The sequence below is a fragment of the Dellaglioa sp. CoH-55-MRSF-7 genome (genome assembly GCF_056782235.1).
Map to the genome: position 1 here is coordinate 1 of NZ_JBXAYI010000118.1, position 315 is coordinate 315.

1 protein-coding gene is annotated in these 315 nt (G+C 53.7%); it reads right to left on the bottom strand.

From position 1 onward, the window contains the following. The coding region (locus AC1RPU_RS08105) for a hypothetical protein (RefSeq protein WP_481769661.1) at positions 1-284 on the bottom strand (284 nt) is incomplete at its 3' end. Positions 285-315: the final 31 nt, after the last annotated feature.

The window sequence follows — 315 nt, forward strand, 5'->3', positions numbered from 1 at the left end:
GCACGCAGCACTGCGGTACCAGCCTCATGCATACCAGCTCTATCCAGAGCATGCGCCCTGTTGATCGCAGTCGGAATAGGGCCCTGTTCTTGTGCATAAAGCACTTTCGACGCATATTCTTCGAACGGAACGGCGTCCCGCGCATTGATCAACAGCGGATTACCGTTGACGACAGCAACCTGCGAATAGAACTTTCGGTCACCGCGATCCGAGGTAATTGTGAACCAGTAGCAGCCGCCGTTCTCCAGTTTATCCCAGTCCCTGATCTTCCGTACCTGCGTCATAAAGCTCTCCTGTTTGTAGATTGCTGGACTC